Raw genomic sequence first — 25241 nt, forward strand, 5'->3', positions numbered from 1 at the left:
AGTTCCTGGCACAATAAGCGCCTGGTCGGCTGAGGCGGGGCAATGGGCAGACCTCTCGCGATCCTTCTGGTCGAGGACGAGCCTTTCGTGACCCTCACGGTCGCCGAAATGCTCGGCGACATGGGCCATTCCGTCATCAAGGCGCAGGACGGGGCGGCTGGCCTGGAGGCTTTCGAGCGGCATCCCGGCATCGATCTCCTCATCACCGATATCGGGCTGCCGCGCATGCGCGGCGACGCTCTGGCGGCCCGATGCCGCGAGACGAGGCCGGACCTGCCCGTCATCTTCATCACCGGCTATCCGGCGGCGGACGAGATCGAGACGCAGCGCACGGTCTTCGTGGGCAAGCCCTTCCACACCGCCGAGCTGATCTCCGCGATCCTGGAGATCCGGCCCTTGAAGCCGGGCCAGACCCTGGCCGGGCGACGCGAGGCGATCCGGCGCGTCCTGCGCGAAACGCTCGCGACCGTCATGCGCTGAGCCGCGCCCGCATTCATGCGCTCCAGGCATCGGAGCCCTGTTTCCAGGAGTCTGCCGAACAAAACGGCGGTTGGGCCGTTCAACCCCCATGATCTCTGAAAATATCAGCCGGATTAAAGCGATGTCGTTGGCGCCCTGGGACGAGAACGCCCGCATCGCCGCGCTTCGCTCCTATGGCATCCTCGACACGCCCCGGGAGCCGGAATTCGACGACCTCGTGAATCTGGCGGCGTCGTTGTTCTCGTGTCCCATCGCGGTCATCACCCTGATCGAGGACAAGCGCCAGTGGTTCAAGGCCGAGGTGGGCCTGGGAATCCGGGAGACCCCGCTCGACGTCTCGATCTGTTCGCACGTGCTGCTGCGCAACGATCCTCTCGTCGTCGACGACCTCGCGGCCGACCCCCGCTTCACCTGCAATCCCCTGGTCACCGGGGCGCCGAACCTCAAATTCTACGCGGGCGTGCCCCTCGCAACGGCCGACGGCGTTCCGCTGGGATCGCTCTGCATCCTCGACTTCAAGTCCCGCACCCTGACCCCCGAGCAGGTCGGCGTGCTGCAGGCGCTGGCGCGCCAGGCGATGGGCCACATCGAGCTGCGTCGCGCCGTCCGGCTGCGCGACGAGGCGCTGGCCGCCGCCGCCGACGCCGAGAAGCGCCGGGCCCTCCTGATCCGCGAACTGCACCACCGGGTGCGCAACATGCTGGCTCTTCTCAGCGGCATGCTCACCGTCACCGCCAAGTCGCGGGGCGAGGACAAGCCGTTCCGCCGCATCTTCTCGCAGCGGATCGCTTCCCTGTCGGCCACCCATGCGCTGCTGACCGACGACTACTGGCAGACGGCGCGGGTCCAGGCCCTCATCGAAAACGAGATCGCGGCGTTGGGGCCCGAACTGCGGCGGCGCTTCACGATCGAGGGCCCGCCGGTGGACCTGGCCGCGGATCTTGCGGTTCCGCTGGGGATGGCTTTTCATGAGCTTGTCGTCAACGCCGTCGAGCATGGCGGCCTGGCGAAGGGAGAAGGCAAGGTCCATGTCGCCTGGCGCCTCGCAGAGGGCGAGGGCAAGCGCCTCGTCGACGTCGAGTGGCTGGAGGAGGGGGGCTCCGAAGTCGTTCCCCCGTCCAAGCGCGGCGTCGGCCTGGAGATGCTCCAGCAAGTGCTCCGGATGCAGGCGAGAGCCGAGACGAGCGTCGAGTTCCGCCCAGCCGGGCTCTATTTCCGGATGAGGGCGCCTCTGATCGAGACGAGACTGGTGCCGAGTTTCGAAAACGAGTGACCGCCGCGTCGGAACGAACCACCGCCGCGCCGGTTGAGGGGCCTGCCGCGTTCGCCGGAGGCGGATGCATAGACCATGCGTTGAACTTCATGGAACAGGGAGTTTTCAGATGAGCCGCGGCTTTCCATCGATGACGGCGCTCTTGGGTCTGCTGGCGGTCGCCGGCTACCAGAACAGGGACAAGCTGGGCGAGCTTCTCGGAGGCCTGCAGAACCGGGCCGGCCAGGGAGGCATGGGCCAGGGAGGCATGGGCCAGGGAGGCATGGGCCAGGGAGGCGTGGACCAGCCGGGCATGGGTCAGCCGGGCATGGGTCAATCCGGCATGGGCCAGGGCGGAGGGCTGGGCGGACTGCTCGGCGGCCTCACGGGCCAAGGCGGCGGTTTCGGCGGCGGGCAGGGCGGCGGCCTGGGCGGCCTTCTGGGCGGGCTCGGGGGCGCCGGCGTCGGTGGCCTCCTGAGCGGCGGCCTGAGCGACCTGCTGGAGCGCTTCAACCAGAGCGGGCACGGCCAGACCGCCCAGTCCTGGGTCCAGCCCGGGCCGAACCAGCCCATCGCTCCCGACCAGTTGGAGCAGGCGATCGGGCCTGACGTGCTCAGCACCCTGACGCAGCAGACAGGCCTGTCCCGGGAAGAGTTGCTGGCGCGCCTGTCGCGGGAGCTTCCCGAAGCCGTCGACAAATACACCCCCGACGGTCAGCTGCCGCAAGGCTGACCTGGGCTTGCATCCTTGAAGCCGCCTCGCCCTTCCGGGCGGGGCGGCTTCGTCGCGTCAGCCGCCGCCGTCGATACCAGCTGCGGTTCGAGGCGCCACCTCGCTCCGTCATCCCCGGCGCGCCGCAGGCGCGGGAAGGGAATCCAGGAAGGCCGGGCGAGAGGCGCTTGTCCCAACCCGCCTGGATCCCCTTCCCCTCCGCCGCTCTGCGGCTCCGGCGGGGAATGACCGATCGATTGACGAGCGTGCGGCGTCCGGCCAGCGACGCAACCCAATCGCGTGTCGCCCGTTCCGCTCAGTGGGTGGGATCGGAACGCAGCGGATGGACGCGCAAGACGGATCTGCGGAAGACGAGCGCAGCGCGCGCGACCGTGAGCCGCGCTTTCCTCCCGCAAGCCCCGGAGAGCGTCCGCTCGCCATATGCCTGTTCACCGACAGCCGCGCTCCGTCCGGCGTCGGCGAGCACATGCTCACGCTGGTCCGCCACCTGCGCGCGGCTTGCCGGTTGAGCGTCGTCGGCATGCGCAGCGCCGAGAGCCGGCGGCTGCTGCGCCGGGCCGAGGCCCTGGGCTGCGACACGCTGGCCATGCCGCGCTGGGAACTGCCCGAGAGCTTAGCCGAACTGGGTCGCTTCCTCGCCGCGCAGCGGCCGGACATCATGCATATCCATGCCGGCGTCGGCTGGGAGGGGCTGCCCGCGGCCTACGCGGCCCGCTCCGCCGGCGTGCCGGCGATCATCCGCACTGAGCATCTGCCCTATCTGCTCACCGACGAGCGGCAAAGGCGCTGGCACGCCGAGAACCTGCCCCTTCTGCAAGCCCTGGTCTGCGTGTCCGACAGCTCCCGGCGGTCCTACGAGGCCGAGGGCGCGCCGCCGTCGCTGCTGCATGTGATCAGGAACGGGGTGGACCCTTCGCCGCCCACCGCAAGCCGGGACGAGACCCGCCGGCGGCTCGGCGTCCCCGGCGGCGTCCCGCTGCTCCTCACCGTGGCGCGCCTGGCGGCGCAGAAGGGGCACGCCGATCTGCTTGCGGCCGCGCCTCTCGTCCTGGCCGCCTGTCCCGATGCGCGCTTCGCCTGGGTCGGCGCGGGCCCGCTGGAGTCGGCCCTGGCGGCTGACGTCGAAGCGGCGGGGCTTTCCCACGCCATCCTGCGGCTCGGGCGCAGGGACGACGTGCCGGACCTGATGGCCGCGTCCGACCTCCTCGTTCTGCCCTCGCTCTTCGAGGGCCTGCCGCTCGTCCTGCTGGAGGCCATGGCGGCCGGCCTGCCGGCGCTCGCGACGCGCGTCCCGGGATCCGCCGACGCGGTCCGCGACGGGGAGAGCGGCGTCCTGGTCCCGCCGGGCGATCCGCCCGCTCTCGCGGCCGCCATCATCGCGCTGTTGCGGGATCCGGCGCGCCGCGCAGCGCTGGCCTCCTCCGCCAGACGGCGTTTCGAGGCCGATTTCACCGCCGCCCGCATGGCGCGCGAGACGCTGGCGCTCTATCGGCGCCTCTTGTCCGTCGCGCGCGCCGACGCCCGGCTCGCACCGACCCCTTCCAGCATGGAGACGTCATGACCTGTCGCATCGGGTTCATCGGCGCGGGCGGCATCGCCGGCCGCCACATCGGCAACCTCTCGGGGTTCGACGACGTCCGCATCGTCGCCGTCGCGGACCCCGCCGCCGACAGAGCGGGAGAGGCCGCCGCCCGCTGCGGCGCGCGCGCTTATTCCGACCACCGCGCCATGCTGGACGCCGAGCGGCTGGACGCCTGCTATGTCTGCGTGCCGCCCTTCGCCCATGGCGCGCCCGAGCATGACCTGCTGGACCGCGGCATCCCGTTCTTCATCGAAAAGCCGCTCGCCGCCGACGGCGAAGTCGCCGAGGCGATCGGCGCGCGGGTGGCGCAGGCGAGGCTCGTCACGGCCGTGGGCTACCACTGGCGCTATCTCGACACCACCGAAGAGGCCCGCGAGCGGCTCGCCGCCCGGCCCGCCCGGCTGGTGAACGGCTACTGGCTCGATTCGACGCCGCCTCCGGCCTGGTGGTCCAGGCAGGACCAGTCCGGCGGCCAGATGGTGGAGCAGACGACCCACATCCTGGATCTCGCCCGCCTTCTGGTCGGCCCGGTTGAGGAGGTCTTCGCCTTTGGCGGGCGCACGCCCCGCGCAGACCACCCCGACTGCGACGTCGACGAGGCGTCCACGGCCTCGCTGCGGTTCCGCTCCGGCGCGGTGGGGGCGGTGTCCTCGACCTGCCTGCTGCGCTGGCCGCACCGCATTGGCCTCAACCTGTTCAGCGACGGCATGGCGATCGAGCTCACCGAGTTCGAGATCATGGTCGATGTCGGGGAGGGACGGCCGGTGCGCGGCGCGCAGGGCGATCCCTTCGCGCGGGAGGACCGCGACTTCATCGACGCCGTCATGGGGCGCGAAAACCGCATCCGCGCGCCCTACGCCGAGGCGCTGGAGACGCACCGCCTGGCGGTCGCCGCGGCGCGGTCCGCCCGGGAGCGGCGCCCCATCGCGCTCGGCGGGGCCACGACGGCGGAGGTCTTCCATGGCTGAGGACCGGACCATCCTCTCGCTCGGCGTCGAGGCCCCGGGGCGGGCCTATCATTTCAGCTATGGCGACGGGCCGACGCCCAAAGGCTTCTTCAAGGTCGAGACGCTCTATTCCGGCCTGTCGGCCGGCACGGAGCTCACCTTCCTGAAGGGCACCAATCCCTATCTGTCGTCCCGCTGGGAGAGCCAGTACGGCGTCTTTCTGGACGGCGAGCCGAGCGCCAGCTTCCCGGTCCCGTTCCTGGGCTACATGGAGGTGGGCCGCGTGACGGAGAGCCGCGCCGGCGCGCCGCGCGAGGGCGACGTGGTCGCCATGGCGTATGGCCACAAGAGCGGCCATGTGGCGGACGCCGCGCAGGATTTCCATGTGGTCCTGCCGCCCGGCATGGATCCCATGCTCGGCGTCTTCGTCGCCCAGATGGGCCCGATCTGCGCCAACGGGCTCCTGCACGCCGCTGCCGATCTCTACGGCGCGCAGGCGAGGGGCCTTGGCGACGGCGTCGTCGGCCAGCGCGTGCTCGTCATGGGGGCGGGCACGGTCGGCATGCTGACCGCGCTGTTCGCGCGCCGCTGCGGGGCGCTCGACGTCCTCCTGGTCGATCCGTCGCCGTTCCGCCGCTCGCGGGCCGAGGCGCTGGGCTTCTCCACGCTTGACGAGCCGGACGCCTGGATGCAGGTGAAGGACCGCTGGTTTCACGGCCCCGCCGATCGCGGCGCGGACGTCGCGTTCCAGTGCCGCGCGACGGGCGGAGCGCTCCACCAGTGCCTCAAGGCGCTGCGCCCGCAGGGAACCGTGATCGACCTCGCTTTCTACCAGGGCGGCTCGGAGGAGGTCCGGCTCGGCGAGGAGTTTCACCACAACGGCCTGGCCATCCGCTGCGCCCAGATCGGCCGGGTCCCGCGCGGCCTCGCGCACGCCTGGAACCGGGGCCGGCTGGCGGCGGAGACGCTCGCCTTGCTGGCGGCCGAAGGCGACGCGATCCGCCGCACGCTCATCACCCATGTCGAGCCCTTCGATGCGGCGCCCGCCTTCATGGAGCGGCTCGTGGCCGAGCGGCCGGACTTCCTGCAGGTCGTCTTCGAGTTCGGCCGATGAGCGGCGCGCCCGTCCCGCCGCGGCCCATGCGCATCCTGTTTGTGTTCGCATGGCTCGTCGTGGGAGGCGAGGAGACCGAGGTGCGCCTGCTGGCCCGCAACCTCGATCCGCGCCGCTGGCGCATCGACGTCGTCGCCTGCTTCCGCAAGGAGGGCATGCCCGACCAGTCCGTGGCCCAGCTGAGGGCGCTCGGCGTCGACGTCGACGAGGCGCCCTACGCGCTCTCCTTCGACGACACGGTCGCCTATCTGGCCCGCAAGATGGAGGGCTACGACGTCGTGGTCGCCTGCCAGGCCGTCCCGGACGTCGCGCCGGCGCTGCGGCTCATGGCCAGGCCGCCGCCCTTGATCGAGCATGGCGGCCTCGTCTCCGAGGCGCTGGCCGGCCCGAAGGATCTCACGGCCCGCTATGTCGGCGTCTGCGCCGGCATCCGGGAGGCGGCGGCGTCGCGCATGCCGGGGCGCGAGGACCGCGCGCTGGAGATTCCCAGCATGGTCGATCTTCGCGAGTTCGATCCCGGCGACCGCGGCCGGGCGCGCGCCGCCATGGGCGAGCCCGACGACGCCTTCCTGGTCGGCTGGGTCGGGCGGCTGGACCGCAAGAAGCGGGTCGAAGACTTCCTCCGGGCGGCGGCGATCGTCGCCCGCGCCGCCGCGTCGGCGCGATTCTGGGTCGTGGGCGGCCCGGACGCCTTCATGCCCGACTACGCCGGTGAGCTGCGCGCGCTGGCGGCCGAGCTCGGGCTCTCCGGCCGGCTGCGCTTTCTGGGCGACCGGGCCGACGCGCCCCGGCTGCTGATGTCGCTGGACGCCTTCGTCTGGCTCGCCGAGGGCGAGGGCATGCCGCATGTCGTCGCCGAGGCCGGGGCCGCGAGCCTGCCGGTGGTGGCGACGCCGGACAACGGCGTGCTGCAGCAGATCGCCCATGGCGAGACCGGCCTGCTGGTCGGCCGCCGCGATCCCGAAGGGGTGGCGGACGCGGTCCTGCGGCTCCACGCCGACGCCGCCCTGCGGGCGCGGCTGGGCGCCGCCCTGCGCCGCAAGGTCGAGCGGGACTACAGCGTCGAGGCGGTGCTGCCCCAATGGGAGCGCCTGTTCGACGAGGTGGCGGCGGAAGCCCGCGCCTAGATCCCGGAGCCGCCGGTTTCGCGGCCGGCGACCCGCTTGCGCCATTCCTCCAGCACCGACACGTCGGTCGCCCTCAGGCCCGGCGCGGGCGCGGGCAGGGGCATCCAGCCGGCCAGTTCGCCGTCCGCATAGGCGACCGGGCAGTCATGCTCCGAATCGGCCGCCATCCAGCATTCGCCGCCTGGCTTCAGCCTGCCCCAGCGCGCCACGTCGACCTCGGCCGGGCCCTGCTCGGAGGCCCGCAGCATCACCAGCACCCGGGAGCCGTCCCGCGGCGCCTCGGCCATCGACCGCCACTCGCCATAGGAGCGTTCAGCCATGTCGACCTCCTGATCGTGTCCCGCCGAACGATGCCCGGCGGCGCCGGCGAGCGCAAGCCGGCTGGCTCACGGCGCGGACGGCGGACGGGCGCCGCGGCGTTCGTCGGGCTCCACCACCACGTTCGGGCTCGGCGCCTCGGGCGACGCGGCGTCCAGCGCGGTGGCGAGCCCGCCCTCGGCCACGGCGCGGGCGGTGGCCTGCGGGGTCGCGCCGCTCACCCGCGTGGTCGGCGCCTCGGGCGGCTGCGGCTGCTGCTCTTCCCGGTTGGAGCGCACGACCGCCGGCGTAGCCTCGCCGACGAGCCCGAGCTTCACCGCCTGCTCGGCCATGGCGACGCTGTCGGAGGCCAGCAGCAGCGTGCTCCCGGCCTGGCTCACCGCCATGGCGAGGCGCTCCATGTCCCGCACCCTGGCAGGATCGTGCGACACGTCGCGGATGAACACGGCGAGCACGCGCCCCGGATTCTCCTCCACGATCCTGCGGTAGATCTCCGGGTCGTGCTGTCCGCTGTCGCCGATCAGCACGAAGGGCAGCGTGTCGTAGAGCGCCAGCATGCGCCGGATCAGGTCTTCCTTGTGGCTTCGCGCCTCGCGCGGCAGCGGCGAGGTCCAGCTGACGCCCCATTCGCGCAGGAACAGGATGGGCCCGACCGGGATGTGATGGATCTGGAAGAACTCCTCCAGCACTTCGTAGGTGCCCCAGGGCGCGCGCGAGACATAGAGCATCGGGTTGCCGTCTCGCCCGCTCAGTCCCCCATGCATCGCCTGGTACAGCGCCGCGACCCCCGGAAATGCGATCCGGCTCTCGGCGTCCTCGACGAACAGGCGCCACAGCATCACCAGCTTGTTGGCGATCCCGGTCTGCACGACGGTGTCGTCGATGTCGCTGATCACCACGAAGCGGCAGCGGTCCGGCGGGATGAACACGGACGCCTTCGCGGCGACCCGGGGCTCCTCCAGCTCCAGGTCCACCTCGTGCCAGCTCCGGTCCGGGGCGGGCGGCTCGGCCAGGCGCAGATGGATCCTGAAATAGCCGTCGCGGTCGGTCGTGACCCGCTCCTGCGCGCCGCAGAACCGGGCCGTGACGGCCGCGCCCTCCACCGCTGCGCGCGTGATGCGGCGCAGGACGTTGCGGATCTGCCCCGGAACGCCGCCGCGCCGGTCCTGGCGCGCCTCGTCCGACTGGCGGAACACGCGCCCGATCAGGAAGACTTCGCTGCGCGAGCCGTAGCCCCGGTAGGGCAGAAGCGCGACGCCGCCGCGGCCCTGAGCCCGGGCCACGGGCCGCGCCACGGCGGCCAGCAGCCGGCGCGCCGACCGCCCCATGGCGGCGAGGATGGCGGCCGGGCTCCTCACGTCCTGGCTCCGACGGCGCAAGGCTCGGGCATCGTCACGCTCCGATGATGTGGCCGATGGGCTTCAGCGGCTCGACCCGGTCCGCCACGATCTTCAGGATGGCCAGCAGCGGCACGGCCAGGAACGCGCCGGGGATGCCCCATACGGAATGCCAGAAGAACAGCGACCCGATCACCAGCACCGGGTTGAGCGTGAACCGCCGCGCCAGCAGCATCGGCGTGACCGTCTCGCCCTCGACGACATGGATCAGCAGATAGACCCCGGCCGGAAGCAGCGCATACCACGGCCAGTCGAAACTCAGCACGCCGGCGGCGAAGAAGATCGCGATGCCGGCCATCGGGCCCAGGATCGGGATGTAGTTGAGCAGGAAGGCGGCCGCGCCCCACAGCAGCGGCGTCCCGAGGCCGCAGGCCCACATGGCCAGACCCGTGGCGACGCCCACGAGGGCGTTCATCATCGTGATGGTGAGCAGGTAGCCGGTGATGTTGGTCTCGATCTCGCTGGCGATCTCGACCGCCTGGCGCTTGTCGGAAAAGCTCGGCAGCACCTCCACGAGGCCGCGCAGCAGGCGGTCGCCCGAGGCCAGCAGGAAGAACAGCAGCACCATCGTGGTGAAGAACCGCCCCAGCATGTTCGCCGTGCCTGTGGCCAGGTTCCCGGCGATGCCGGAGCCCTGGTTCACGGTGACCGACTGCCCCTCGGCCGCCCCCGGCCCGGCGCTCGACGTCACGTGCTCGAACTCCTTCAGGGCGTTCTGGACGAAGTCCAGCGGCTGGCGCAGCACGGCCAGCTTCTCCTGCAGGATCGGCAAGGTCTGCGGCAACCTCTCGATCCAGCCCGAGGCCGGCAGCGAGATGGCGAAGGCCACGGCCCCGATCGCGCCGAAGACGACGAGGATGAGCAGCAGCGCCGCCAGCGACTGGGGAACCCGCATGCGCTCGTGCAGGAGCCGCATCGCCGGCCCGAGCAGCAGCTTCAGCACGATCGCCAGCGCGATCGGCAGGATGATGTCCCTGGCGAAGTAGAGCGTGTAAACCACGGCCAGGACGGTCAGAATCAGGACGCCCCATGACCGCACGCCCTGCGGCGCGGCCTCTCCGTGGGCCACCGCCTTGCGGGCCTCGCGGGTCTCCGCCTCGAGGGTCTTTTCGTTCCTGGTCGACGGCGCGACCGCGCCTTGTTCTCTCGTGACCGCCACTGACCGTCTCCCCGTCCTGGACCTCTCTAACGAGGGAGGGCGGTCGTTCGCTCCCCGTCGGCGACGCATGGGCTCGACCGGCGCCCGCGGCAGGCGCCGACGAGGCCCACGTCTGCGGCGACGCTTCAGCCCGCGACGCTGGGCCGCGCGGGCGGGCCCCCAGGGATCCAGGGCGGGAGCGCTGGCCAATCTGGCGTTCGATAGGGTATAGACCCCCCACATCTTGCGGGGACGGCGCCGGGCGTCGCCGCCGGATACACGCCTCGTCCGAAGCCCGAACCGAACCGAGCCACATCGCCCTCCTGGGCCGGAGATAGCACCGATGTCCGTCAGCCACGCGCGCCAGAGCCACATGTCGAACAGCTTCTTCGCCGCATCCCTCGCGGATCGCGACCCGGAGATCGCCGACGCCATCGGCAAGGAACTCGGTCGCCAGCGCGACGAGATCGAGCTGATCGCGTCGGAGAACATCGTCTCGCGCGCCGTGCTGGAGGCGCAGGGCTCGGTGATGACCAACAAATACGCCGAGGGCTATCCGGGCCGGCGCTATTATGGCGGCTGCCAGTTCGTCGACGTCGCCGAGACGCTCGCCATCCAGCGCGCCACGCGCCTGTTCGGCTGCAGGTTCGCCAATGTCCAGCCGAATTCCGGGTCGCAGGCCAACCAGGCGGTGTTCCTCGCGCTCATGAAGCCCGGCGACACCTTCATGGGCCTGGATCTGGCTGCCGGCGGCCATCTCACCCATGGGGCGGCGCCCAACATGTCCGGCAAGTGGTTCAAGGTGGTCAGCTACGGCGTCCGCCCCGAGGACCAGATGGTCGACATGGACGCCGTCGAGCGCCTGGCGCACGAGCATAAGCCCAAGATCATCATCGCCGGCGGCTCGGGCTACTCCCGCCACTGGGACTTCGCCCGCTTCCGCGCGATCTGCGACGCGGTCGGGGCCTATTTCATGGTCGACATCGCCCATTTCGCCGGTCTCGTCGCCGGCGGCGCGCATCCGTCGCCGTTCCCGCATGCGCATGTGGTCACTTCCACGACCCACAAGACGCTGCGCGGCCCGCGCGGCGGCCTGATCCTCACCGACGACGAGGAGCTGGCCAAGAAGATGAACTCGGCCGTGTTCCCCGGCCTGCAGGGCGGCCCGCTGATGCACGTCATCGCCGCCAAGGCGGTGGCCTTCAACGAAGCCCTGGCGCCTGAGTTCAAGGTCTACGCCCACGCCGTGGTCGACAACGCCAAGGTGCTGGCCGACACCGTCAAGGCGGCCGGCTACGACATCGTCACGGGCGGCACCGACAACCACCTGATGCTGGTGGACCTCAGGCCCAAGAGCGTCACCGGCAAGGCCGCCGAAGCCTCGCTCGGGCGCGCCCACATCACCTGCAACAAGAACGGCGTGCCGTTCGACACCGCCAAGCCGACCATCACGTCCGGGATCCGGCTCGGCACGCCGGCCGCGACCTCGCGCGGCTTCGGCGTCGCCGAGTTCAAGCGCGTCGGCGAGCTCGTGGTCGAGACGCTCGACGGCTTGTCGAAGAACGGCGAGGAGAACAACGCCGGCGTGGAGGAGGCCGTGAAGGCCAAGGTCGCCGAGCTGACGCGGCGCTTCCCGATCTACGGATAAGGGTTCGGGCCTGAACCCCTCCACCGTCATCCCCGGCGGCCCGCTCAGCGGGCCGGGAAGGGGATCCAGACGGGGCGGGCCAAGGCTGGATCCCTTTCCGGGCGCGTCGCGCCGCCGGGGATGACGGGCTTTCGAACGGGCCTCATCCTTCGGCGAGTTGCAGAACAATGGACAGGACCTCAAGCCCGTGCGCTGCCCCTATTGCTCCAGCCTCGACACGCAGGTGAAGGATTCCCGGCCGACGGACGACAGCTCCGCCATCCGGCGGCGGCGCGTGTGCCCGGACTGCGGCGGCCGCTTCACCACCTTCGAGCGCGTCCAGCTGCGCGAGCTGATGGTGGTCAAGCGCTCCGGCCGCCGCATTCCGTTCGACCGCGACAAGCTGGTGAGGTCCATCGAGATCGCGCTGCGCAAGCGCCCGGTCGATCCCGACCGGGTCGAGCGCATGATCAACGGCATCGTCCGGCAGCTGGAGAGCCTCGGCGACGGCGAAGTCACCACCGCGGTGATCGGCGAACTCGTCATGGAGGGCCTAAAGGCGCTGGACGACGTGGCCTATGTGCGTTTCGCCTCGGTCTACCGCAATTTCCGCGAGGCCAAGGACTTCGAGGAGCTGCTGGGCGAGCTGACGAGCCCGGACGACGACGGCGCGCCGCCTCCGGCGCGGCGCCCCAGGGCGGGAGCGCGCGAGGCGTCATGACCGCGCCAGCAGGCCGGCCGCGGGCCAGGAGCCCGGGCGAGGCCTTCCCTCCCGACGACGTCGCCACCATGCGCATCGCGCTGGCGCTGGCGCGGCGCGGGCTGGGGAACACCTGGCCCAATCCGGCGGTGGGAGCCGTGGTCTGGACCCCTGGCCCGGACGGCCCCGTGATCCTCGGCCGGGGCTGGACGCAGCCGGGCGGCAGGCCGCACGCCGAGCCCGTCGCGCTGGCGCAGGCCGGGGCGGCGGCGCGTGGCGCGACCCTGTCGGTGACGCTGGAGCCGTGCTCCCATTTCGGCAAGACCGCCCCGTGCAGCCACGCCATCCTCGACGCCGGGATCGCCCGCGTGGTCTCCGCCATCGAGGACCCGGACCCGCGGGTCAACGGGCGCGGCCACATCATGATGCGCGCCCACGGCGTCACGGTGAGCGTCGGCGTTCTCGCCAGCGAGGCGCGGTGGGCCAATCGCGGCTTCATCAAGCGCATCGTCGAGGGCCGCCCCATGGTCACCCTCAAGCTCGCCCGGACGGCCGACGGCTACGCCGCCGCCTGCGCCGGCCCGCGCCTGATGATCACCGGCCCCGAGGCCGCCGCGCGCGTCCACCTGATGCGCGCCCAGCACGACGTCGTGCTGGTGGGGGTCGGGACCGTGCTGGCCGACGACCCGCTCCTGACCTGCCGGTTGCCGGGCCTCGAGCATCGCTCCCCCGTGCGCGTCGTGCTCGACACGACCTTGCGGACGCCGCCCGGCGCCAGGATCGTCGCGACCGCCCGCGAGGTCCCGACCTGGATCGTCGCCGCGCTCGACGCGCCGGGCGCGGCCGAGACCGCGCTGGCGCAGGCCGGCGCGGTGGTCATCCGGGTCCCGCGCGCGCCGGACGGCGCGGGGCTGGACCTGCTCGCCGCGCTCGCCGCCCTGTCGGCGCGGGGCGTCACGCGGGCGTTCTGCGAGGGCGGACCCCGCCTGGCCGAGTCGCTCGCGCTGGCGGGGCAGGTCGACGCCGTCGAAATCCTCACCGGGCCAGACAGGCTCGGCCGGCCCGGCCTGCCGTCGATCGGCCCGGCGCTGGCCCAAATCATCGAACGCGATCCCCAAATGGAGCGGGGCGAGGCGGTCCCGCTCGGTCGCGATGCATGGCGGAGCTACGCCAGGAGGCGCTGATGTTTACCGGTATCGTGACGGATGTGGGCGAACTCGTCCGCGTCGAGGACCACCAGGGCGCGCTGCGGCGCCTCACCATCCACTCCGCCTATGAGGCGGCGGGCATCGATCTGGGCGCGTCGATCGCCTGTTCGGGACCCTGCCTCACCGTCACCGGGATGGGACCCCGGCCGGAAGGCGGGTCTTGGTTCACCGTCGACGCCGCGGCCGAGACGCTGGCCCGCACCACCGTGGGCGGCTGGCGCGCCGGCCGGCCCATCAACCTGGAGCGCTCGCTGCGGATCGGCGACGAACTTGGCGGGCACCTCGTCTCCGGCCATGTCGACGGGGTGGCGGAGGTCGTGGCCCGCGACGACGTGACGGCCGACGAAGGCGAGGGCGGCGCCTGGGGCCCCACGGCCCGGTTCACCATCCGCGCGCCCGCCGGCCTGGCGAAGTTCATCGCCGAGAAGGGCTCGGTGGCCCTGGACGGCGTGTCGCTGACGGTCAACAGCGTCGAGAGCGACCTCTTCTCCGTGTTCCTCATCCCGCACACGCTGCAGGTGACCACGCTCGGCGCGCTCAAGGCCGGCGACCGGCTCAACCTGGAGGTCGACCAGATGGCCCGCTACGCGGCGCGGCTTGCGGAAGCGCGCGAGCAGGGCTACTGACAGCCTCCTCCGCTCAACCCACCGAGACCCGCCATGGCCGCCCCCCGTTTCGCCAGCGCCACCCGTGATGGCGCGCCCACGAAGGGCCGCCTGCTGATCGTCGAGGCCCGTTTCTACGACGACCTCGCCGATGAGCTTCTGGCCGGCGCCAAGGGGGTCGGCGCGGCCGAGGAGATGGACGTCACGGTCCTCACCGTCCCGGGGGCGCTGGAGATTCCGTCCACTATTGCGATCGCGCTGGACGCGGCGGAGGCGGCCGGACAGCCGTACGACGCCGTGGTGGCGCTGGGTTGCGTCATCCGCGGCGAGACGGGCCATTACGACATCGTGGCGGGCGAGAGCTCGCGCGCCCTGATGGACCTTTCCGTCGCCCGGCGCATTCCGCTCGGCAACGGCATCCTGACGGTGGAGAACGACGAACAGGCCTGGGCCCGCGCCCGGGTCTCCGACATGAACAAGGGCGGCGGCGCGGCCGAGGCTGCGCTGGCGGTCCTGCGCATCAAGCGCCGCCTCGCGGCTGGAAGGATCTGATCGGAATGGCCAAGGGCGAAAAACGCTCCGCGGCCCGGCTCGCCGCCGTGCAGACGCTCTACGAGATGGAGCTGTCGGGCAAGGGCGTGCTGGACGCCGTCGCGCAGTTCGAGGCCCACTGGATGGGCCGCGAAGTCGAGGACATGGAGTTCAAGCCGGCCGAGGTGGGCTTCTTCCGCGACCTCGTGTCCGGCGTCGTCCAGGAGCAGCGGCTCATCGACCAGAAGGTGGACGCCGCGCTCGCCAAGGGCTGGCCGCTGAAGCGCATCGAGGCGGTGATGCGCGCCATCCTGCGCGCCGGCGCCTACGAGCTGGTCCGGCGCGCCGACGTGCCGGCGCGCGTCGCCATCACCGAATATGTCGACGTCGCGAACGCCTTCTACGACAGCGAGGAGTCCGGCATGGTCAACGCCGTGCTCGACGCCATCGCCCGCGACGTCCGCGGAGACGAACTGACCAAGCAGCGGGCCCGCTAAGGTCCGCCGTACCCGGCGGTGGGCCCGGGAATGTGGAGGCTGGCGATTTCGACCCCATCACGGCCTTCCGAGGACGATCTCATCGCGCGTTATTTCCGCCCCATGGCCGGGGAGGGGGGCATGGCCCTCCTCGACGACGCGGCGCGCCTGCCGGGCGAGGCGGGGCGCGATCTCGTCCTCAAGGTCGACGCGATCGTGGCAGGCGTGCACTTCTTCCCGGACGATCCGCCGGAGGCGATCGCCTGGAAGGCGCTGGCCGTCAACCTCTCCGACCTGGCCGCCAAGGGCGCCGCGCCGCGGGGCTTCCTGCTGGCTCTGGCGCTCCCCCCGGACTGGACCGAAGAGTGGCTGGCCGCCTTCAGCCGCGGCCTGAACGACGGCGCCGCCGCCACGGGCTGCCCGCTCCTGGGCGGCGACACGGTGAAGACCCCCGGACCGCTGACGATCTCCATCACGGCGCTGGGCTCCGTCCCGGCAGGACGCATGCCGGTGCGCATGGCGGCGCACGAGGGCGACGCGATCCTGGTCTCCGGCGCCATCGGCGACGCCGCGCTCGGCCTGGCGCTGCGGCTCGACGCCGCCCAGCCCTGGGCCGCCGCGCTCGATTCCGGCCAGCGGGCGCATCTTCTCGACCGCTATCTGCGGCCGCAGCCCCGCTTGGCGCTCGCCCCGGCGCTGCTCGCCCATGCGCGGGCCAGCATGGACGTCTCGGACGGACTCGTCGGCGACCTGCGCAAGCTGCTGGCCGCCTCGAACCTCGGCGGAACGCTGGAGCTCGACCGCGTGCCGCTGTCGGAGGCCGCGGCCGCCGCCGTGGCGCGCGAACCCACGCTGCTGGAGCGCGCCGCGACCGGCGGCGACGACTATGAAGTGCTCTGCACCGTCCGCCCGTCCGAGGTCGCGGAATTCCAGTCCCGCTGCGCCTCCCTGGGGGTCCCCATGACCCTTATCGGGTTCGTGGGCGGGGCCGGACAGCCCTTCGAGGTGCGCCGCGGCGGCGAGCCGATTGCGATCTCTCGTGGTTCATTCAGTCATTTCTGAGGGTTCGTCATGCATGCCCCGCTCGTGAACGACCGGCTGGCCCGCCGAAACGCCGTGCTGCTCGCGGTGGCGCAGGCGTTGGCGGGGGCCAATTCCACGGTCGTCTTCGCCACCGGGGCGATCGTGGGCGCGCAACTGGCGCCGGACCCCGCCTGGGCGACGACCCCCATCTCCATCCTGGTGCTCGGGATGGCGTTCGGCACCCTGCCCATCGGGGCGATCGCGCGACGCTGGGGCCGCCGGGCGGCGTTCTTCGTCGGGGCCGGGGCGGGCTGCCTGACGGGCCTTTGCGGCTGCCTGGCCATCCTGAAGAGCTCCTTCGCGCTCTTCCTGGTCGCCACCTTTTTCGGCGGCCTCTACGCGGCCGTGGCGCTGTCCTACCGCTTCGCCGCGGCCGACACCGCCAGCGCGGCCTACAGGCCGCGCGCCATCGCCTATGTGATGGGCGGCGGCCTGGCGGCCGGCGTGCTGGGGCCGCAACTCATCCAGTTCACCATGGACGTCTGGCCGCCCTATCTGTTCGCCGCCACCTATCTGGCCCAGGCCGCCGTCGCGCTGGTCGCCATGGGCGTGCTCTTCTTCGTGCGGATTCCCTTCCCGCCCGTCACGGCCGCCGGGGGCGGGCGCCCGCTGCTGGAGATCATGCGCAAGCCCGCCTTCATCACCGCCGCGCTCTGCGGCGTGGTGAGCTACGCGCTGATGAACCTCGTCATGACCTCCGCGCCGCTGGCCATGCGGATGTGCGGCCACGCCATCGGCGATTCCAATCTCGCCATCCAGTGGCACGTCATCGCCATGTATGGGCCGAGCTTCTTCACCGGCTCGCTGATTGCGCGCTTCGGCGCCCCGCGCATCATCGTCGCCGGCCTCGTGATGATCGCCGTCGCGGGGCTCATCGACCTGTCGGGCGTCACCGTGGCGCATTTCTGGACCGGGCTCATCGTTCTGGGCCTCGGCTGGAACTTCGGCTTCATCGGCGCCACGGCGCTGGTGGCCGAGACCTGCGCCCCCGAGGAGCGGACGCGGGTGCAGTCGATGAACGACTTCCTGGTGTTCGGCACCATGGCGGTGGGGTCGTTCTCCTCCGGCCACATCCTGGCGACGGCCGGATGGAGCGCGGTCAACCAGGTTGTGTTCCCGCCCGTGGCGCTCGCGCTGCTCGTGCTGCTGTGGCGCCTGTGGTCGCGGACGCAGACGGCGTGAGCGGTCCCGCCGCGACCGCTGAAAATAATCCCTGAATTGCGGGATTCCTGCGAAAGTCTGTTTGCGTCCGACGTTCGATTTTGCCACGCTTGCGCCGCCTCGCGTGGTGAGGCGCGGTCAGAATAACGGTTCGTCAGCCACGAGGCGTGTCAGAGCCGCACCGCTGGGAACTGCAAGGACGGCACAATGACTTTAGCGTTGATCATCATTGGCGGCCTGTTGTCGGTCGCCTATGGCGTGTGGGCGAGCGCGGACGTGAACCGACGCGACGCAGGCACGCAACGGATGCAGGAGATCGCGTCCGCCATCCGCGAAGGAGCGCAAGCCTATCTGAAGCGGCAATACACGACGATCGGGATGGTCGGCGTGGTGCTGTTCGCCATCATCGTCTGGCTGCTGGGCCTCAAGGTGGGCGTCGGCTTCCTCATCGGCGCGGTGCTGTCCGGCGCGGCCGGCTTCATCGGCATGAACGTGTCCGTCCGGGCCAATGTGCGCACCGCGCAGGCGGCCTCGATCTCGCTGGCGGCCGGCCTCGACGTGGCCTTCAAGGCGGGCGCGGTCACCGGCATGCTGGTCGCGGGCCTCGCGCTGCTCGGCGTCGCCGTCTACTACGTCATCCTCACCGGTCCGATGGGCCTGTCCATCACCAATCCGGCCGAGCTGCGCGTCATCATCGATTCGCTCGTCGCGCTCGGCTTCGGCGCCTCTCTGATCTCGATCTTCGCCCGTCTCGGCGGCGGCATCTTCACCAAGGGCGCCGATGTCGGCGCGGACCTCGTCGGCAAGGTCGAGGCCGGCATTCCCGAGGACGACCCGCGCAACCCCGCCACCATCGCGGACAATGTCGGCGACAATGTCGGCGACTGCGCCGGCATGGCGGCCGACCTGTTCGAGACCTATGCGGTGACCGTGGTCGCCACCATGGTGCTGGCCGCCATCTTCTTCGCCGGCCAGCCCGTGCTCAGCGCCGCGATCAACTACCCGCTCGCGATCTGCGCCGTCTGCATCGTGACGTCGATCGTCGGCACCTTCTTCGTCAAGCTCGGCAGCAACAACTCCATCATGGGCGCACTCTACAAGGGCCTGTGGGTGAGCACGCTGCTGTCCGTCGTCGGGCTGGCCATCGCCACCTGGGGCACGGTGGGCTTCGGCGACATCGGCGTCGTCAAGGCCATGGGCGGCGACATCACCGTCAATGGCACGCGCCTGCTGATCTGCGGCGTCGTCGGCCTCGTGGTCACCGGCCTCATCGTCTGGATCACCGAGTATTACACCGGCACGGGCAAGCGGCCCGTGGTGTCGATCGCCCAGGCGTCCGTCACCGGCCACGGCACCAACGTCATCCAGGGCCTCGCGGTGTCGCTCGAATCGACCGCGCTGCCCGCCATCGTCATCGTCGGCGGCATCATCTCGACCTTCCAGCTCGCCGGCCTCTACGGCACCGCCATCGCGGTGACGACCATGCTCGGCCTCGCCGGCATGATCGTGGCGCTGGACGCCTTCGGGCCCGTCACCGACAACGCCGGCGGCATCGCCGAGATGGCCGGCCTGCCCAAGGAGGTCCGTCACTCCACCGACGCTCTCGACGCGGTGGGCAACACCACCAAGGCGGTGACGAAGGGCTACGCCATCGGCTCGGCCGGCCTCGGCGCGCTCGTGCTGTTCGCCGCCTACAGCTACGACCTGCAATACTTCACCAACGAGGCCAACAAGGCCGGATCGACGCTGTTCCCGTATTTCAAGGGCGTGGCCAACGTCTCGTTCGACCTCTCCAACCCCTATGTGGTGGCCGGCCTGATCTTCGGCGGGCTGATCCCCTATCTGTTCGGCGGCATCGCCATGACGGCCGTCGGCCGCGCGGCGGGCTCCGTGGTGGAGGAGGTGCGCCGGCAGTTCAAGGAGAAGCCCGGCATCATGGCCGGCACGGACCGTCCGGACTATGGCCGCGCCGTGGACATGCTCACCAAGGCCGCCATCAAGGAGATGATCATCCCCTCGCTGCTGCCGGTGCTGGCGCCGCTCGTCGCCTATTTCGGCGTGCTGCTGATCTCCGGCTCCAAGGCTTCGGCCTTCGCGGCGCTGGGCGCCTCGCTCCTGGGCGTCATCGTCAACGGCCTCTTCGTCGCCATCTCCATGACCTCGGGCGGCGGCGCCTGGGACAACGCCAAGAAGTCCTTCGAGGACGGCTTCATCGACAAGGACGGCGTCAAGCACCTGAAGGGCAGCGACGCCCACAAGGCGTCGGTGACGGGCGACACCGTCGGCGATCCCTACAAGGACACCGCCGGCCCGGCCGTGAACCCGGCCATCAAGATCACCAACATCGTGGCCCTGCTGCTGCTGGCGATCCTGGCGCATATCGGGGCCTGATCCCCCTCGGCCCCCCGCCGTTTCGGCGGGGGGCTACTCGCCCGCGCAAATATCCGCCGAGAGGCTTCTGGCGACCTCCCGGTAAGCCGCCAGATGGATGCCGTCGGGCTGCTGAGCCAGCTTGTCCTCTTCGCTCGACAGCCTGCGGATCGCTGCGAAGGGATCCCGGTACATGCAGCCCGAGACCTCGCACACCTCACGGGCCACGCCGGAATAGACCTCCACCCCTTCGAACTGGAATTCCTGCCGGAACGACAGAAGGGGCGGCAGGGCCGTGACGATCACCTTGGCGGCGATGGCCTGGAGCGATGCGACGGTGGCCAGGAGCGACGTCCGGAATTCGCCGATCCGGGCCGGCGCCATCGGGTCGGCCGCCCGAAACAGGTTGTTGGTTCCCATCAGAAGGACAGCGGCCGAAGCCTTGCTCTTGGGAGCAAAAGAGCTGCCCATGGCCTGGAAGCGTTCCGCCCGTATTCCGCTCACGCCTGCGTTGACGACCTCGCGGTCGCAGGCTGAGATCCACGGCGCCAGGTATTCGGCATGGGAATCGCCGGCCACCAACACGAAACCCGGTGGGGCCTCCCGCAGATGAGCATTGATCACGATGTTGCGGATGCCTGCGTAATCGATCGGCGGGGCGCCGCCCTTGAAGTCGTTCAGGACAGTCCCGAGAGCCAGGCCCAGCGCCAGCGATGCAATGGCGACGATCGACGGCCTCACGGCTGTGGACAGCCGCGCCGCGCTGGGGCGCCTTTCCTTCCCATGCTCCATCCTGCTCTCCCGCTCGAACGCGAGAGCATCAGACAAAGCCATCAAGAAATCGTGTGATGCGTTGCGTCGCCGCTCAGATCACGCCCTGGCCGGTGGCGCGCAGCAGCTGGCGGACGACCGAGAGTTCGTTGCCGCCCGTCGGCGTCGTGCGGCTGATGAAGTCGAACGGCACGCCGTCCTGCAGGCCATAGGAGGCGATCTTCTCAACCTTCATCGACTTGTTGAAATTGATCGCCAGCACGCGCTGGTCGACCACGGTCGGCTCCATGAACTGCAGCGTCCGGGTGGTCTTCTGGCTGATGTAGTACCAGGTCTGGTTGCCGACGGTGGACACCGTGGAGGGGGTTCCCATCGCGCTGAGGACCTTCTGCGCGTCCGTGCCGACCCGCACCTCGTTGAGCAGCTTCTCATCCAGCATGTAGCCGCGGGTCTGCGGCTCGGTGTTGCAGGCGGACAGGCCGGCGCCGAGCGCCGCCGCCAGCGCCAGCCGCATGGTCCACCGCCGGGCGGAGCTGTGTCTGGCGACGGAGCTGTCCGACGTCTTGCGACGCACCATGTGTAGACTCCCAGAATGCCGCCCATGTGGGCCGAAAGAGGAGGGCCGGTCGTTGAACGACGATTTCTCTTGCCGGGACCGGCACGGATGCCGTAACCCGCGTCCGATGGAATTGCAAGGAGCGCCGCGGCGGCCCCGGAAGCATCTCGGCTTCCTTCCCGGACGGGACGTGCGCGCATGATTTTCAGCCTGTTCAAGCGCCGGGACGCCAACGCCGAACTGGTCGGCCGGCTGCATGAGGCCGTGGCCAACGCGGCCCGCGCGCCAGCCTTCTACCGGGACCTGCACGTGCCCGACACGGTCGAGGGCCGCTTCGACATGATGGTGCTGCACGCCTTCCTGACCCTGCGGCGGCTGAAGGCCTTGCCCGCGCCGGCCGAGGATCTGGCCCAGGATCTCATCGACGCCGTGTTCAAGGGCTTCGACCACGCGCTGCGCGAGCTGGGCGTGGGCGACGTCTCCGTCCCCAAGCGCATGAAGACGATGGCTGGCGCGTTCTTCGGCCGCGCCAAGGCCTATGAGCTGGCGCTGGGCGGCGGCGAGCCCCTGGCCGACGCCGTCCTGCGCAACGTCTACGCCCACGCGCCCGAGAGGCGCGCCGACGCCGACCGGCTGGCCGCCTATGTGCGCGAGGCCGTCGGGCGCTTCGAGGCCGCCGGCTTCGACGACATCGCGGCCGCAAGGCTGCCCTTCCCGGATCCCGACGCGTTCTGCGCGGCGGCGTCCGTCACTCCGACCGCATGAGGGCCGCGCCATGAAGACCCCGCGCGACAAGGACCACGATCGACACTCCCGGCGCGAGGCGGCCGCCGCCGCGCCGCACGGCGTCCCGCCGACGCTGTCGCGCACCATCGACGTCGCCTCGGGGCTGGGCGCAGGCGCCGACGTCGTCGTCGAGGCCGGCGAGGTCGAGCGCGCGGCGCTCGCCAGGGAATTCAAGATCGGCGGGATCGACCGGCTGGTGGGCCGGTTCCGGGTGACGCCCAAGGGGCGCACCGTCCATGTCAGGGGCGAGGTGACCGGCGACGTGCGCCAGACCTGCGTGGTCACCCTGGAGGAGTTCTCCTCGCGGGTGGTGGAGGAGGTCGATCTCGACTTCGCCGAGGACGCGCCCCTCGGCCGCGAGCAGGAGGGCGACGAGAACGTCTCCTCCGAGCTCATCGACGCTCCGGACCCGATCATCAACGGGAAAATCGACCTCGGCGCCATCACGGCCGAGTTCCTGGCGCTGGGCCTCGATCCCTATCCGCGAAAGCCCGGCGTCGAGGGTTTCGCCCATATCGAAAGCGAAGATCCCGAAGAGTCTCCGTTTGCGGCGCTCGGCCGCCTCAAGGGCGACGAAAAGTCGTGAGACCCACGCCTTCGGCGTCCGCCGCCGGAGCCGGTTTTCGTCCTGTCCGTCAGGGAAAACCCGGTTGCCTCAAGCGACCGCTTCGTTATTGTCCGCCGTCCGCACGAGCCCGTGTGCGGCCGTTTGCGTGATCACTTGAATGGGCCGGCCTGGGAATCCATGACACGCAACGTGAGGATCGCGCTCGACGCCATGGGAGGGGACCACGGCCCCTCGGTGGTCATTCCCGGCGCCGCGCTGGCGCTCGTCAGGCATCCCGACGCGACCTTCATCATCCACGGCAAGGAGGAGGAGTGCCTGCCCCTGCTGGAGCAGCATCCGGCCCTGAAGGCCGTGACCACGTTCCACCACTCCGACGTGGCCATCCGCATGGACGACAAGCCCAGCCAGGCGCTGCGGCAGGGCCGTTACAAGTCGTCGATGTGGCGCGCCATCGATTCGGTGAAGAAGGGCGAGGCCGACGTCGCCGTGTCGGCCGGCAACACCGGCGCGCTGATGGTGATGTCGAAGTTCTGCCTGCGCACCATGGCGCAGGTGGACCGTCCCGCCATCGCGGCGATCTGGCCCACCATCAAGGGCGAGAGCATCGTGCTGGACGTCGGGGCCACGATCGGCGCAGACGCCCGCCACCTCGTGGATCTCGCCATCATGGGCTCGGCCATGGCGCAGATCGTCTTCGGCATCGACAGGCCCACCGTCGGCCTCCTCAATGTGGGAGTCGAGGAGATCAAGGGCGTCGAGGAGGTCAAGTCGGCCGGCCGCCTCCTCAAGGAGGGCGGTTTTCCCCACCTCTCTTACGCCGGCTTCGTCGAGGGCGACGATATCGGGCAGGGCGCGGTGGACGTGGTGGTCACCGAGGGCTTCGCCGGCAACATCGCGCTGAAGACCGCCGAGGGAACGGCCCGGCAGATGGCCTCCTACCTGCGCAGCGCCATGAGCCGCACCTTCATGGCCAAGCTCGGCTACATCTTCGCCAAGGGCGCGTTCGACTCGCTGCGCGAGAAGATGGACCCGCGCCGCGCCAATGGCGGCGTATTCCTTGGTCTCGACGGCATCGTCATCAAGAGCCACGGCGGAGCCGACCAGACGGGATTCGCCGCCGCGATCGATCTGGGCTACGACATGGTGAAACACGACCTCCTGTCCAAGATTCGCGACAGTCTTGAGGCCAACTTCCCGAGCGCGACGCCCGAGCCGGCGATCGCGGCGCCGGAGACTCAGGTGTGATGACATTGCGTTCGGTCGTCATCGGATGCGGCCAAAGCCTTCCCGATCGCGTTCTCGCCAATGCGGAGCTCTCCACCATGGTGGACACCTCCGACGACTGGATCGTGGAGCGGACCGGCATCCGCCAGCGCCATATCGCCGCCAAGGAGGAGACCACCTCCGTGCTGGCCACGCGCGCGGCGCGCGCCGCCCTGGCGTCGGCCGGCGTGGACGCGTCGGAGATCGACCTGATCATCGTCGCCACCGCGACGCCGGACTTCACCTTCCCGGCCACCGCGACGCAGGTCCAGGCGGCCTTGGGCGTCACCCGCGGCGCCGCCTTCGACCTGCAGGCCGTGTGCTCGGGCTTCGTCTACGCCCTGACCACCGCCGACAAGTTCCTCACCTCCGGCACGCACCAGCGCGCCCTGGTCATCGGCGCGGAGACCTTCTCGCGCATCCTGGACTGGACCGACCGCACCACCTGCGTGCTCTTCGGCGACGGCGCCGGCGCGGTGGTGCTGGAGGCCCGGCGGGGCGACGGCGAATTGTCGGACCGCGGCGTGCTCTCCACCCATATCCGGGCCGACGGCCGGCATCTCGACAAGCTCTATGTCGATGGCGGCCCGTCTTCGACGGCCACCACGGGCCATCTCAGGATGGAGGGCAAGGAGGTGTTCCGGCACGCCGTGAACTTCCTGGCCGAGACGATCGAGGAGACCTTCCGCCTCACGGGCGTGACCGCCGACGCGATCGACTGGTTCGTCCCCCACCAGGCCAACCGGCGAATCATCGACGCCACGGCGCGCAAGCTGGGCATCGATTCGGCCCGCGTCGTGGTCACCGTCGAGGACCACGGCAACACCTCCGCGGCGTCGATCCCGCTGGCGCTCGCCACGGCCTGCGCGGACGGCCGGATCAAGCCGGGCCAGCTGGTTCTGATTGAGGCGATGGGCGGCGGCTTCACCTGGGGCTCCGCGCTGATCCGCTGGTGAATGGCTCAGCCTCACCAATCTGTGATTGAATCATCCGCTCTTGCGTCATCATCGTTGACCGGTGTCGGATCACAGAATAGCTTTGGGTTTCAGAGGCATAGCCGCAGTCTTCGCTGCACTGCGCTGAAGACTTCTTTTGACGAGAAAGCATCGGGGGACGGTGTGGCCGAACGGACGATCACGCGGGCCGAGCTGTGCGAGGCCGTCTACAAGGGTGTGGGCCTGTCCCGGACCGAGTCGTCGGCGCTCGTCGAACTGGTGCTGAAGGAAGTCTCCGATTGCCTGGCCAATGGCGAGACGGTGAAGCTCTCGTCGTTCGGGTCCTTCGTGGTGCGCTCCAAGGGAGAGCGCGTAGGCCGCAACCCCAAGACGGGCGTCGAGGTGCCGATCGAGCCCCGCCGCGTCATGGTGTTCAAGCCCTCCAACATCCTGAAGGCCCGAATCAATGGCCTGGACGTGCGCGACGTCGAGGATTGACGTCGGCGAACCCGG

General features: G+C 70.5%; 25 protein-coding genes and 2 pseudogenes. 21 read left to right on the forward strand and 6 right to left on the reverse strand.

Translation table 11 applies throughout. The features are described 5' to 3' along the window. The first annotated feature begins 42 nt into the window (after window positions 1-42). Both ABEG18_RS07110 and ABEG18_RS07115 read left to right on the forward strand, forming a co-directional pair. The gene (locus tag ABEG18_RS07110; protein ID WP_406857384.1) at window positions 43-480 is read left to right on the forward strand and encodes a response regulator; all 438 of its coding nucleotides are present in this window, start codon (window positions 43-45) and stop codon (window positions 478-480) included. Between the two features lie 121 nt (window positions 481-601). Further along, window positions 602-1339 (forward strand): annotated as a pseudogene (locus tag ABEG18_RS07115) (GAF domain-containing protein); the annotation flags it as partial. A gap of 121 nt (window positions 1340-1460) precedes the next feature. Here ABEG18_RS07115 and ABEG18_RS07120 read toward each other — a convergent pair. Next, window positions 1461-2054, reverse strand: a complete 594-nt coding sequence (locus tag ABEG18_RS07120) for a hypothetical protein (protein WP_406858551.1) — start codon at window positions 2052-2054, stop codon at window positions 1461-1463. Between ABEG18_RS07120 and ABEG18_RS07125 the strand changes: the two genes are divergently transcribed. The 5 genes and pseudogenes from ABEG18_RS07125 to ABEG18_RS07145 form a co-directional block, all read left to right on the forward strand. Continuing rightward, entirely contained in the window at window positions 1938-2465 is a 528-nt protein-coding gene (locus tag ABEG18_RS07125; RefSeq protein ID WP_406858552.1) for a YidB family protein, read from the forward strand. The two genes, ABEG18_RS07120 and ABEG18_RS07125, sit on opposite strands and share 117 nt — an antisense overlap. 466 nt (window positions 2466-2931) lie before the next feature. After that, window positions 2932-4026, forward strand: a complete 1095-nt coding sequence (locus tag ABEG18_RS07130; RefSeq protein WP_406857385.1) for a glycosyltransferase — start codon at window positions 2932-2934, stop codon at window positions 4024-4026. After that, window positions 4023-5015, forward strand: coding sequence for a Gfo/Idh/MocA family protein (locus ABEG18_RS07135; RefSeq protein ID WP_406857386.1), 993 nt, complete (start codon window positions 4023-4025; stop codon window positions 5013-5015). The genes ABEG18_RS07130 and ABEG18_RS07135 overlap by 4 nt, the downstream gene beginning before the upstream one ends. After that, window positions 5008-6108: a zinc-binding alcohol dehydrogenase gene (locus ABEG18_RS07140; protein WP_406857387.1), complete on the forward strand. Its 1101-nt coding sequence runs from the start codon at window positions 5008-5010 to the stop codon at window positions 6106-6108. The genes ABEG18_RS07135 and ABEG18_RS07140 overlap by 8 nt, the downstream gene beginning before the upstream one ends. Next, window positions 6105-7229: pseudogene (locus ABEG18_RS07145) on the forward strand (glycosyltransferase family 4 protein); the annotation flags it as partial. The gene ABEG18_RS07140 and the pseudogene ABEG18_RS07145, both read left to right, overlap by 4 nt. 2 nt (window positions 7230-7231) lie before the next feature. On the opposite strand, the gene ABEG18_RS07150 reads toward ABEG18_RS07145, so the two are convergent. From ABEG18_RS07150 to ABEG18_RS07160, 3 genes are all read right to left on the reverse strand, one after another. Then, window positions 7232-7555 (reverse strand): hypothetical protein, encoded by a 324-nt coding sequence (locus ABEG18_RS07150; protein ID WP_406857388.1) that lies wholly within the window; start codon window positions 7553-7555, stop codon window positions 7232-7234. Window positions 7556-7621: 66 nt separating this feature from the next. Beyond that, the gene (locus ABEG18_RS07155; protein ID WP_406857389.1) at window positions 7622-8911 is read right to left on the reverse strand and encodes an App1 family protein; all 1290 of its coding nucleotides are present in this window, start codon (window positions 8909-8911) and stop codon (window positions 7622-7624) included. A gap of 34 nt (window positions 8912-8945) precedes the next feature. Next, window positions 8946-10109, reverse strand: coding sequence for an AI-2E family transporter (locus tag ABEG18_RS07160; protein WP_406857390.1), 1164 nt, complete (start codon window positions 10107-10109; stop codon window positions 8946-8948). Between the two features lie 322 nt (window positions 10110-10431). On the opposite strand from ABEG18_RS07160, the gene glyA reads away from it, so the two are divergent. The 9 genes from glyA (at window position 10432) to ABEG18_RS07205 (ending at window position 19870) form a co-directional block, all read left to right on the forward strand. After that, window positions 10432-11736: a serine hydroxymethyltransferase gene (gene glyA / locus ABEG18_RS07165; RefSeq protein ID WP_406857391.1), complete on the forward strand. Its 1305-nt coding sequence runs from the start codon at window positions 10432-10434 to the stop codon at window positions 11734-11736. Window positions 11737-11923: 187 nt separating this feature from the next. Next, a complete protein-coding gene (nrdR, locus tag ABEG18_RS07170) occupies window positions 11924-12436 on the forward strand; it encodes a transcriptional regulator NrdR (RefSeq protein WP_406858553.1) in 513 nt (170 codons plus the stop codon). Next, on the forward strand, window positions 12433-13599 hold the full coding sequence (gene ribD, locus ABEG18_RS07175; protein WP_406857392.1) for a bifunctional diaminohydroxyphosphoribosylaminopyrimidine deaminase/5-amino-6-(5-phosphoribosylamino)uracil reductase RibD: 1167 nt from the start codon (window positions 12433-12435) through the stop codon (window positions 13597-13599). The genes nrdR and ribD overlap by 4 nt, the downstream gene beginning before the upstream one ends. Further along, window positions 13599-14249, forward strand: coding sequence for a riboflavin synthase (locus ABEG18_RS07180; protein ID WP_406857393.1), 651 nt, complete (start codon window positions 13599-13601; stop codon window positions 14247-14249). Before ribD ends, ABEG18_RS07180 begins: the two co-directional genes overlap by 1 nt. A gap of 33 nt (window positions 14250-14282) precedes the next feature. After that, a complete protein-coding gene (gene ribH / locus ABEG18_RS07185) occupies window positions 14283-14780 on the forward strand; it encodes a 6,7-dimethyl-8-ribityllumazine synthase (RefSeq protein WP_406857394.1) in 498 nt (165 codons plus the stop codon). A 5-nt stretch (window positions 14781-14785) separates the two neighbouring features. Continuing rightward, complete coding sequence (gene nusB, locus ABEG18_RS07190; RefSeq protein WP_406857395.1) at window positions 14786-15256, forward strand: transcription antitermination factor NusB; 471 nt, start codon at window positions 14786-14788, stop codon at window positions 15254-15256. 30 nt (window positions 15257-15286) lie between these two features. After that, window positions 15287-16297, forward strand: coding sequence for a thiamine-phosphate kinase (thiL, locus tag ABEG18_RS07195; protein WP_406857396.1), 1011 nt, complete (start codon window positions 15287-15289; stop codon window positions 16295-16297). A 9-nt stretch (window positions 16298-16306) separates the two neighbouring features. Beyond that, window positions 16307-17500, forward strand: coding sequence for an MFS transporter (locus ABEG18_RS07200; protein ID WP_406857397.1), 1194 nt, complete (start codon window positions 16307-16309; stop codon window positions 17498-17500). Between the two features lie 186 nt (window positions 17501-17686). Beyond that, window positions 17687-19870, forward strand: a complete 2184-nt coding sequence (locus ABEG18_RS07205) for a sodium-translocating pyrophosphatase (protein WP_406857398.1) — start codon at window positions 17687-17689, stop codon at window positions 19868-19870. Between the two features lie 33 nt (window positions 19871-19903). Here the strand turns inward: ABEG18_RS07205 and ABEG18_RS07210 are convergent, their stop codons facing one another. Then, window positions 19904-20641, reverse strand: coding sequence for an SGNH/GDSL hydrolase family protein (locus tag ABEG18_RS07210; RefSeq protein WP_406857399.1), 738 nt, complete (start codon window positions 20639-20641; stop codon window positions 19904-19906). A 73-nt stretch (window positions 20642-20714) separates the two neighbouring features. Continuing rightward, entirely contained in the window at window positions 20715-21197 is a 483-nt protein-coding gene (locus tag ABEG18_RS07215; protein WP_406857400.1) for an outer membrane protein assembly factor BamE, read from the reverse strand. Between the two features lie 177 nt (window positions 21198-21374). On the opposite strand from ABEG18_RS07215, the gene ABEG18_RS07220 reads away from it, so the two are divergent. From ABEG18_RS07220 to ABEG18_RS07240, 5 genes are all read left to right on the forward strand, one after another. Then, window positions 21375-21941, forward strand: a complete 567-nt coding sequence (locus ABEG18_RS07220; protein ID WP_406857401.1) for a ubiquinol-cytochrome C chaperone family protein — start codon at window positions 21375-21377, stop codon at window positions 21939-21941. 10 nt (window positions 21942-21951) lie between these two features. Beyond that, window positions 21952-22548: a YceD family protein gene (locus tag ABEG18_RS07225; RefSeq protein ID WP_406857402.1), complete on the forward strand. Its 597-nt coding sequence runs from the start codon at window positions 21952-21954 to the stop codon at window positions 22546-22548. Window positions 22549-22707: 159 nt separating this feature from the next. After that, window positions 22708-23775: a phosphate acyltransferase PlsX gene (gene plsX, locus ABEG18_RS07230; protein WP_406857403.1), complete on the forward strand. Its 1068-nt coding sequence runs from the start codon at window positions 22708-22710 to the stop codon at window positions 23773-23775. Then, window positions 23772-24749, forward strand: a complete 978-nt coding sequence (locus ABEG18_RS07235; protein WP_406857404.1) for a beta-ketoacyl-ACP synthase III — start codon at window positions 23772-23774, stop codon at window positions 24747-24749. Before plsX ends, ABEG18_RS07235 begins: the two co-directional genes overlap by 4 nt. 162 nt (window positions 24750-24911) lie before the next feature. Further along, entirely contained in the window at window positions 24912-25226 is a 315-nt protein-coding gene (locus ABEG18_RS07240) for an integration host factor subunit alpha (RefSeq protein WP_406857405.1), read from the forward strand. Window positions 25227-25241 lie beyond the last annotated feature (15 nt).

The organism is Alsobacter sp. KACC 23698, from assembly GCF_045348435.1.
Classification (GTDB): Bacteria; Pseudomonadota; Alphaproteobacteria; order Rhizobiales; family Beijerinckiaceae; genus Alsobacter.

What these genes read in the sequence shown, in the direction of transcription:
- ABEG18_RS07210 (WP_406857399.1), bottom strand. Translation starts at nt 20,641, where the DNA reads ATGGAGCATGGGAAGGAAAGGCGCCCCAGCGCGGCGCGGCTGTCCACA.
- glyA (WP_406857391.1), top strand. Translation starts at nt 10,432, where the DNA reads ATGTCCGTCAGCCACGCGCGCCAGAGCCACATGTCGAACAGCTTCTTC.
- ABEG18_RS07130 (WP_406857385.1), top strand. Translation starts at nt 2,932, where the DNA reads ATGCTCACGCTGGTCCGCCACCTGCGCGCGGCTTGCCGGTTGAGCGTC.
- ABEG18_RS07225 (WP_406857402.1), top strand. Translation starts at nt 21,952, where the DNA reads ATGAAGACCCCGCGCGACAAGGACCACGATCGACACTCCCGGCGCGAG.
- ABEG18_RS07215 (WP_406857400.1), bottom strand. Translation starts at nt 21,197, where the DNA reads ATGGTGCGTCGCAAGACGTCGGACAGCTCCGTCGCCAGACACAGCTCC.
- thiL (WP_406857396.1), top strand. Translation starts at nt 15,287, where the DNA reads ATGTGGAGGCTGGCGATTTCGACCCCATCACGGCCTTCCGAGGACGAT.
- ABEG18_RS07220 (WP_406857401.1), top strand. Translation starts at nt 21,375, where the DNA reads ATGATTTTCAGCCTGTTCAAGCGCCGGGACGCCAACGCCGAACTGGTC.
- ABEG18_RS07140 (WP_406857387.1), top strand. Translation starts at nt 5,008, where the DNA reads ATGGCTGAGGACCGGACCATCCTCTCGCTCGGCGTCGAGGCCCCGGGG.
- ABEG18_RS07150 (WP_406857388.1), bottom strand. Translation starts at nt 7,555, where the DNA reads ATGGCTGAACGCTCCTATGGCGAGTGGCGGTCGATGGCCGAGGCGCCG.
- ABEG18_RS07135 (WP_406857386.1), top strand. Translation starts at nt 4,023, where the DNA reads ATGACCTGTCGCATCGGGTTCATCGGCGCGGGCGGCATCGCCGGCCGC.
- ABEG18_RS07110 (WP_406857384.1), top strand. Translation starts at nt 43, where the DNA reads ATGGGCAGACCTCTCGCGATCCTTCTGGTCGAGGACGAGCCTTTCGTG.
- plsX (WP_406857403.1), top strand. Translation starts at nt 22,708, where the DNA reads ATGACACGCAACGTGAGGATCGCGCTCGACGCCATGGGAGGGGACCAC.
- ABEG18_RS07200 (WP_406857397.1), top strand. Translation starts at nt 16,307, where the DNA reads ATGCATGCCCCGCTCGTGAACGACCGGCTGGCCCGCCGAAACGCCGTG.
- ribH (WP_406857394.1), top strand. Translation starts at nt 14,283, where the DNA reads ATGGCCGCCCCCCGTTTCGCCAGCGCCACCCGTGATGGCGCGCCCACG.
- nusB (WP_406857395.1), top strand. Translation starts at nt 14,786, where the DNA reads ATGGCCAAGGGCGAAAAACGCTCCGCGGCCCGGCTCGCCGCCGTGCAG.
- ribD (WP_406857392.1), top strand. Translation starts at nt 12,433, where the DNA reads ATGACCGCGCCAGCAGGCCGGCCGCGGGCCAGGAGCCCGGGCGAGGCC.
- ABEG18_RS07180 (WP_406857393.1), top strand. Translation starts at nt 13,599, where the DNA reads ATGTTTACCGGTATCGTGACGGATGTGGGCGAACTCGTCCGCGTCGAG.
- ABEG18_RS07205 (WP_406857398.1), top strand. Translation starts at nt 17,687, where the DNA reads ATGACTTTAGCGTTGATCATCATTGGCGGCCTGTTGTCGGTCGCCTAT.